This window comes from Curtobacterium sp. A7_M15, assembly GCF_030705415.1.
Lineage (GTDB): Bacteria > Actinomycetota > Actinomycetes > Actinomycetales > Microbacteriaceae > Curtobacterium.
On record NZ_JAUZED010000142.1, the window covers coordinates 1 to 7,659 of the forward strand.

At 67.9% G+C, this 7,659-nt stretch carries 7 protein-coding genes; 1 reads left to right on the forward strand and 6 read right to left on the reverse strand.

Annotation, left to right across the window (positions count from 1 at the left end):
• Window positions 1–73 precede the first annotated feature (73 nt).
• The 6 genes from Q7F20_RS16890 to Q7F20_RS16915 all read right to left on the reverse strand — a co-directional run bounded on the left by Q7F20_RS16890 (window position 74) and on the right by Q7F20_RS16915 (window position 6,931).
• Window positions 74–1,453, reverse strand: a complete 1,380-nt coding sequence (locus Q7F20_RS16890) for a glucose-6-phosphate dehydrogenase (protein WP_305741228.1) — start codon at window positions 1,451–1,453, stop codon at window positions 74–76.
• 265 nt (window positions 1,454–1,718) lie between these two features.
• Window positions 1,719–2,135 (reverse strand): cytochrome c oxidase subunit 4, encoded by a 417-nt coding sequence (locus tag Q7F20_RS16895; protein ID WP_305741229.1) that lies wholly within the window; start codon window positions 2,133–2,135, stop codon window positions 1,719–1,721.
• 4 nt (window positions 2,136–2,139) lie between these two features.
• Window positions 2,140–3,879 (reverse strand): cytochrome c oxidase subunit I, encoded by a 1,740-nt coding sequence (ctaD, locus tag Q7F20_RS16900; protein ID WP_305741230.1) that lies wholly within the window; start codon window positions 3,877–3,879, stop codon window positions 2,140–2,142.
• 12 nt (window positions 3,880–3,891) lie between these two features.
• Entirely contained in the window at window positions 3,892–4,794 is a 903-nt protein-coding gene (coxB, locus tag Q7F20_RS16905) for a cytochrome c oxidase subunit II (RefSeq protein ID WP_305741231.1), read from the reverse strand.
• Between the two features lie 258 nt (window positions 4,795–5,052).
• On the reverse strand, window positions 5,053–5,427 hold the full coding sequence (locus Q7F20_RS16910) for an iron-sulfur cluster assembly accessory protein (RefSeq protein ID WP_092387612.1): 375 nt from the start codon (window positions 5,425–5,427) through the stop codon (window positions 5,053–5,055).
• A gap of 58 nt (window positions 5,428–5,485) precedes the next feature.
• Window positions 5,486–6,931 (reverse strand): dipeptidase, encoded by a 1,446-nt coding sequence (locus tag Q7F20_RS16915; RefSeq protein WP_305741232.1) that lies wholly within the window; start codon window positions 6,929–6,931, stop codon window positions 5,486–5,488.
• A gap of 53 nt (window positions 6,932–6,984) precedes the next feature.
• Here Q7F20_RS16915 and Q7F20_RS16920 point away from each other — a divergent pair, with 53 nt between their 5' ends.
• Window positions 6,985–7,560, forward strand: coding sequence for a DUF3043 domain-containing protein (locus tag Q7F20_RS16920; protein WP_070418662.1), 576 nt, complete (start codon window positions 6,985–6,987; stop codon window positions 7,558–7,560).
• Window positions 7,561–7,659: the final 99 nt, after the last annotated feature.

Below are 7,659 nucleotides of genomic sequence, written 5' to 3' on the forward strand. Positions count from 1 at the left end.
AGGCACGGTGCCAGCTGGCACCGTGCCTCCCGTCCGACGTCAACGCCCGATCAGGGCGTCGAGGTCACGTCCGTCAGGACGACGACTCCCAGTCCGCCGGACCGCGCGAACCCGCGCGGTACTCCTCGAGCGGGACCTCGTCCGCCTTCCAGGCGTCGACGACCGGCTCGACGATCTCCCAGCAGCGCTCGGCCACGTCACCGCGGATCGAGAGCAGCGGGTCGTCGTGGAAGATCCCGTTGAGGACCTCGCCGTAGGGGGTGAGCTCGCCGTCCGCGAAGGAGGACGACAGCGTGACCTGCCCCATCTCGAACGGGTTACCGCCGCCGTTCGCCGACACCGACAGCTCGATCTCGTCGGGGTTCAGGACGATCCGGAGCGTGTCCGACTTGGGGCGACCGGAGAGGCCGGAGGGCAGCCGGGTCACGGGCTTGAAGGTGATCAGGACCTCCTTCCGGCTGGCGCCGAGCGCCTTGCCGGAACGGAGGGTGAAGGGGACGCCCTTCCAGCGCGCGGTGTCGACCTCGACCGAGATCTCGGCGAGCGTCTCCGTCTGGCGCGACGGGTCGACGCCGTGCTCGTCCTGGTACGACGGCAGCTCCTTGCCGTCGATGGTGCCGGCCGTGTACACGGCGCGACGCGACGCGATCTTCGGGTCGCCGCCCTTGAGCTCGGTCGAGCGGAGCACGCGGGCCAGGGACGAGCGGAACTCGACCGCGTCGATGTCGGCCGGGGCGTCCATCGTCACGATGCCGAGGATCTGCAGCAGGTGCGACTGGATCATGTCGACCATCGCGCCGGCCTCGTCGTAGTACTGGGCGCGGTTCTCGAGACCGAGGGTCTCGTCGTAGAAGATGTCGACCTTCTCGATGTTGTCGGCGTTCCAGATCGGCTCGAACAGGCGGTTCGCGAAGCGCAGGCCGATGATGTTGAGGACCGTGGTGCGGCCGAGGAAGTGGTCGGTGCGGTGCACGCGCTCCTCGGGGACGAGCTTGAGGACCGTCTCGTTGAGGGCCTTCGCGCTGTCGACGTCGGTGCCGAACGGCTTCTCGAACGCGAGGGTCGTGCCCTCGGGCAGCTCGACCTGCTGGAGCGCCTCGCAGATGTCGGAGGCGATCTGCGGCGGGAGGGCGAAGTAGAGGATCGGCTCGGCGTCGTCGTCGGCCGCCGCGAACAGGGCCTTGAGGTGCTCGGGGTCGGTCGGGTCACCCTGGATGAACTGCGTCGACGCGAGGGTGGCGTCGACCTCCGGGCCCTTCACGTCCTGCGACGCGAAGGACTTCGTGACGACGTCCTTCCACTGCTCCTCGCTGCGGGCGCTGCGGCCCGTGCCGATGAGCTGGACGGGCACCGCTCGACCGCTCTGCAGGAACGTGCCGAGGCCCGGCAGCAGCAGGCGGGAGGCGAGGTCGCCCGTCGCGCCGAAGATGATGAGAGTGCGCTTGTCGGTCACCGGAGGTGACTCCTTTCGCTGTGGTGGGGTGGTCCGCTTGAGGCCAAGCCGTGGGCGGACCGGTTGATTCCCGGACGAGCAGGTTCGTTGGTGGGCCTGCGTTCCGGAGGTCGTGCTGCGGTTCCGGCACAGGTGCCGTGTTCCGTCGTCTGGCCGGTGCCGTGTTCCGTCGTCTGGCCGGTGCCGTGTTCCGTCGTCTGGCGGAACGCACTTCGGGCGGCACCGGAGTGGTGCCGCCCGAAGTCAGGTGCGTTGGACGTCCAGGTCAGTGCCCGAAGTTGCCGCGGTAGTACTCGTAGACCCAGCCGACGAGCGTGATCGCCACGCAGGCGAGTCCGATCGGGACGATCCACAGGCCGGCCGCGACGCCGAGGAAGCAGAGTCCCGTCGCACCGGCGAGCAGGATGGGCCACCACGACCACGGGCTGAAGTGGCCGAGCTCGGCGTCGCCGTCCTCGATGTTGGCGTCCGGGCGGTCCTCGGGCAGCACGCCGCCCTGCGAGGACATGACCTTACCGAGGTAGAACGCGATGAACGCGGACATGATCCCGGTGAGGCCGATGGCCACGGTGCCGACCCACTCCACACGGCCGTAGTAGATCAGCGACCAGATGGTGTACGCGGCGTCCGCGAAGATGAAGAACCCGAAGAGGATCCAGAACAGGTTGGTGTTGGCGCGCATCGCCTTACTTCACCTCGCCCTTCGCGGCGTCGTAGGTCGGAGCGTCGGGGGCGTCCTTGGCCGGACCCACACCGATCGGCACACCCGCTTCGGGGTGGTTGAGGTCGAACGCCGGCGACTCCGAACGGATCCGCGGGATCGACGTGAAGTTGTGCCGCGGCGGCGGGCAGCTGGTCGCCCACTCGAGCGAGCGGCCGTAGCCCCACGGGTCGTTCACGGCGACCTTCGGTGCGTTCCGAGCGGTCACGTAGACGTTGAAGATGAACGGCAGGAACGAGATCGCCAGGATCATCGAGCCGATCGTCGACAGCTGGTTCATCCAGGTGAAGCCGTCGTTCGGCAGGTAGGTCGCGTAGCGACGCGGCATGCCGATGACGCCCAGCCAGTGCTGGATGAGGAACGTCGTGTGGAAGCCGATGAACAGCAGCCAGAAGTGGATCTTTCCGAGACGCTCGTTGAGCATCTTGCCGGTCCACTTCGGCCACCAGAAGTAGAAGCCCGCGAACATCGCGAAGACGACGGTGCCGAACACCACGTAGTGGAAGTGCGCGACGACGAAGTACGAGTCGGACACGTGGAAGTCGAGGGGCGGCGACGCCAGGATCACACCGGTGAGACCACCGAACGTGAAGGTGATGAGGAAGCCGATCGACCACAGCAGCGGCGTCTCGAAGGTCACCGAGCCGCGCCACATGGTGCCGACCCAGTTGAAGATCTTCACGCCGGTCGGGACCGCGATGAGCATCGTCATGAGCGAGAACCACGGGAGCAGGACGCCACCGGTGACGTACATGTGGTGCGCCCACACCGTGACCGAGAGGGCCGCGATCGAGATGGTCGCGTAGACGAGGGTCTTGTACCCGAAGATCGGTTTGCGGCTGAACACCGGGAAGATCTCGGACACGATGCCGAAGAACGGCAGCGCGATGATGTAGACCTCGGGGTGGCCGAAGAACCAGAACAGGTGCTGCCAGAGCAGGGCCCCGCCGTTGGCCGGGTTGAAGATCTGGGCGTCGAACACGCGGTCGAGGCCGAGGCCGAAGAGCGCGGCGGCGAGGACCGGGAAGGCCATCAGCACGAGCAGCGCGGTCACGAGGGTGTTCCACGTGAAGATCGACATGCGGAACATGGTCAGACCCGGTGCACGCATCGTGATGATAGTGGTGATGAAGTTCACCGCACCGAGGATCGTCGAGAAGCCGGTCATGCCGAGGCCGAAGACCCAGAGTGTGCCACCGAGCCCTGGCGTGAACGTCGTGTCACTCAGTGGCGCGTAGGCGAACCACCCGAAGGACGCGGCGCCCTGCGGGGTGAGGAAGCCACCGACGGCGATGAGCGAGCCGAACAGGTAGAGCCAGAAGGCGAACCCGTTCAGACGGGGGAACGCGACGTCCGGCGCACCGATCTGGAGCGGCATGATCGCGTTCGCGAAGCCCGAGAAGAGCGGCGTCGCGAACATCAGCAGCATGATCGTGCCGTGCATCGTGAAGAGCTGGTTGTACTGCTCCTTCGTCGCGACCACGTGCAGGCCGGGCTCGAAGAGCTGGGCACGGATGACGAGCGCCATCACACCCGCGAGCAGGAAGAAGATGAACGAGGCGATCAGGTACATGTACCCGATGGTCTTGTGGTCCGTGGAGGTGATCCACCGGACGATGATGTTGCCCTTCCGGCCGACCTTCGACGCCTGGAAGTCCAGTGTCGTGGTCCCTGCAGCCGGCTGGCCGACGAGTGACGTGGTCATCTGACGGAGCCCCTACTTGTTGTCGCTCGACGCCGTGACGGGCGTCTTGTCGTTGGGTTCGTTCGTGTTGGTGTTGTACTCGTTGCCGAGCAGCCCGACCTTGCCCTGCTCCTCGAGCGAGTCGAGGTACTTCTGGTACTCGGTCGGCGTGACGACCTTCACCTGGAAGAGCATGAGCGAGTGGTACTCACCGCACAGCTCCGCGCACTTGCCCTGGTAGGTACCGAGCTTCTGCGGGATGAAGTACTCGTCGTTCTGCTTGCCCGGGAGCATGTCCTTCTTGTAGAGGAAGTCGATGATCCAGAACGAGTGGTCGACGTCACGCGAGGAGAGCTCGATGTGGACCTTCTTGCCCTTGGGCAGGTAGAGGGTCGGGAGCTGCGACTCGTCGATCGCGCCGTTGGCGTTCTCTTCTTCCTGGGCCTGGATGCCCTGGTAGTAGACGCTCTTGGACTTGTCGTCCTCGTTGATGTAGTTGAAGTCCCACGCCCAACGCTTGCCGTAGACGTGGATCGTCGCGTCGGCGTTCTTGAACGGCTGCTCGATCGCGGCCTGGTCCTTGGCGGTGAAGGCGAAGAAGCCGAGCACGAGGATCAGCGGCACGATCGTGTAGAAGATCTCGAGCGGCATGTTGTAGCGCATCTGCACCGGCAGGCCGGTCTGGCCCTTGCGTCGGCGGTAGACGATCGCTGCCCAGATGATGAGGCCCCACACGATCAGACCGACCGCGAGCAGCACGACCCAGCTGGTGGTCCACAGGCCGACGATGCGGCTCGTGTGGTTGGTGACGTCCTTCGTCTCCTCCGTGCCGGGGAGCCATCCGTTCAGCTGCTGCTGCGAGCAACCAGCCAGTGCGATGACCAGACCGACGGCCACCGGGACGGCCGCCCAACGTATACGGCGATTCGAACGCACTGTTACCTCTCGGAAGAACGTGAAACCGGAGCGGGCCGCGACGTGAAGGTCGCGCATGGCTCGCTCCCAGCTTGGTTGGAACACTCCTAGCTTACTCGCAGCTCGGGACCGCTCGCGCACACGCGACACGCCTCGAGCCGCCATCCGCACTCCCCCGGGAAGGGTTTTCCCTGGTCGCGCGGGATGCGACATCCCGGGAACGAACGAGCGGGGAGCGACCGTGTCGGTCACTCCCCGCTCGTGTCGGGTCGTCGGCGATCAGTGGAAGCTGTCACCGCACGCGCAGCTGCCCTGCGCGTTGGGGTTGTCGATCGTGAAGCCCTGCTTCTGGATGGTGTCCTCGAAGTCGATCGAGGCACCGTCGAGGTACGGGACGCTCATCTTGTCCACGACGACCTCGACGCCGTCGCCGAACTCGGCCGTGGCATCGCCGTCGAGCAGGCGCTCGTCGAAGTAGAGCTGGTAGATGAGGCCGGAGCACCCGCCGGGCTGGACGGCGAGGCGGAGGCGCAGGTCGTCGCGGCCTTCCTGTTCGAGGAGGCTCGCCACCTTCGCCGCGGCCGCGTCGCTGAGCAGGACGCCGTGCGACGGCGCCTCGGTCGTCGGTGCGTGGTCGGTGATGGTGTCGCTCATCCGCGCGTCTCCCTCCGTGCGGTGTCGTTCACCGCGCTCGGATCGATTGTAAGCACCGTCAGCCGCGAGTCGCGAGACGCGCGAGCAGGATCGTCTCGGAAGCGATGGCGCGGTGCAGGACGCCGAGGTGCTGGGACTCGTTCGGGCTGTGCGCGCGGGTGTCCGGGTCCTCGACACCCGTCACGAGGATCTGCGCCTCGGGGAACTGCGCGGCGAGGTCGGAGACGAACGGGATCGAGCCGCCGATGCCCTGCTCGACGGGCGACTCGCCCCACCCCTCGGCCATCGCCGTCCGCGCTTCCTGGACAGCCCAGCCGGCGGTGTCCACCAGGAACCCGTCGCCGGCGTCCGGCTCGCTGATCTCCAGTCGGGCGCCGAACGGCACGTGCGCGCGCAGGTGCCGTTCCACCGCGGCGTACGCGTCCGTCGCGGCCTGTCCCGGCGCAACGCGCACCGAGACCCGGGCCGAGACCGTCGGCAACAGCGTGTTCGACGCGTTCGCGACGCTCGGGACGTCCATGCCCGTGACCGTGATCGACGGCTGGAACCACATCCGCGACAGCACGTCGCCCCGGCCGACCGGACGGACGCCCGGGAGCAGTGCGGCGTCACCGGCCAGCTGGTCCTCGGTGCGCTCCGGGACGTCGGCCTCGTACGACGTGAGCCCCGCGACGGCGACGGCGCCGTCGTCGTCGTGCAGGGAGGCGAGGAGCCGGGCCATCGGGATCATGGCGTCCGGCGCCGCTCCCCCGAACATGCCGCTGTGGCTCGCGTGCTCGAGCGTCGTCAGGGTCAGCTTGAAGGTGACGTTGCCGCGCAGCGAGACCGTGATCGACGGGACCTCGGTCGACCAGTTGTCGCTGTCCGCGACCACGATGACGTCGGCGGCGAGGTGCTCCCGCTGCTCGCGGAGGAACGTGCGGAACGACCGGGATCCGAACTCCTCCTCGCCCTCGACGAACAGGACGACGCCGAGCTCGAGGTCGTCGCCGAACTGCGCGTGCAGCGCCCGGAGCGACGCGATGTGGGTCATCACGCCGGCCTTGTCGTCCGAAGCACCGCGGCCGTAGAGACGGTCGCCGCGCAGGGTCGGCTCGAACGGCGGCGTCTCCCACAGCTCGTCGTCGCCCTGCGGCTGGACGTCGTGGTGGGCGTACAGCATCACGGTCGGCTTGCCGTTCCGCGCCGGGCGGACCGCGAGGACGGCCGGCTGTCCGAGCTCTCCGCCGGCGGCCTCGACGTCGGCCGTGTCGCCGTCGACCGCCGAACGGACGATGCGCACGTCGTCCGCGCTGAACACGCCCGTCGACCGCGCCAGGTCCGCGACGGCCTCGGCGCTGGCCCGCACGTTCGCCGGGTCGAAGGCCGACCAGGACACCGAGGGCAGCCGCACGAGGGCGGACAGGTCGGCGATCGTCGTGGGCAGCGCGCCCTGCACGTGTTCGCGGAGGGCGTCGAGGAGTGCGGGGTCGGTGGCGGCGGCGTGCTGGTCGGTGTCGGTCATGTCCCGTAATCTAGAGGACGATCCAGCACGCAGACCGCAGTCAGGAACGCATCGTGGCGAAGGCAGCCCCCAAGACCAACACGACCGTCAACCCGTCCGAGGCCGAGCTCCTCGAACAGGGGAAGGGCCGCCCGACACCGACCCGTCGTGAGCGCGAGGCGGCGAACCGCCGGCCCATCGTCGGCGGCTCCGCCGAGGACAAGAAGGCCGCCCGTGCCCGGCTCACGAACGAGCGCGAGAAGGCCCGCGTCGGCATGGCCAACGGCGAGGAGCGCTACCTCCCCGCGAAGGACAAGGGCGAGCAGCGCAAGTTCGTGCGTGACTGGATCGACGCCCGCTGGAACGTCGGCGAGATCATGATGCCGGTCCTCGTGCTGTTCCTCATCGTCGGGTTCGCCGCGTCGCAGACCGTCATCGCCTCGTACTCGCTGCTGCTCGTGTGGGCGTTCGTGGCGCTCTTCGTGCTCGACTGCATCGTGCTGTGGCTGTCGTTCCGCAAGAAGCTCACGGCCAAGTTCGGCTCGATGCAGCGCGGGACGTTCCTCTACATCCTCACGCGGGCGTGGCAGCTGCGCTTCCTGCGCCTGCCGAAGCCGCAGGTCAAGCGCGGGCAGTACCCCACCGTCTGACACCTTCCTCGCAGCGCCGTCCGGTCCGCCGGGCGGCGCTGCGTCGTTCCCTGCGCCGGCCGCGGGGCCAGGGGCGGGGCCGGGCTCCGGGCCGGGCCC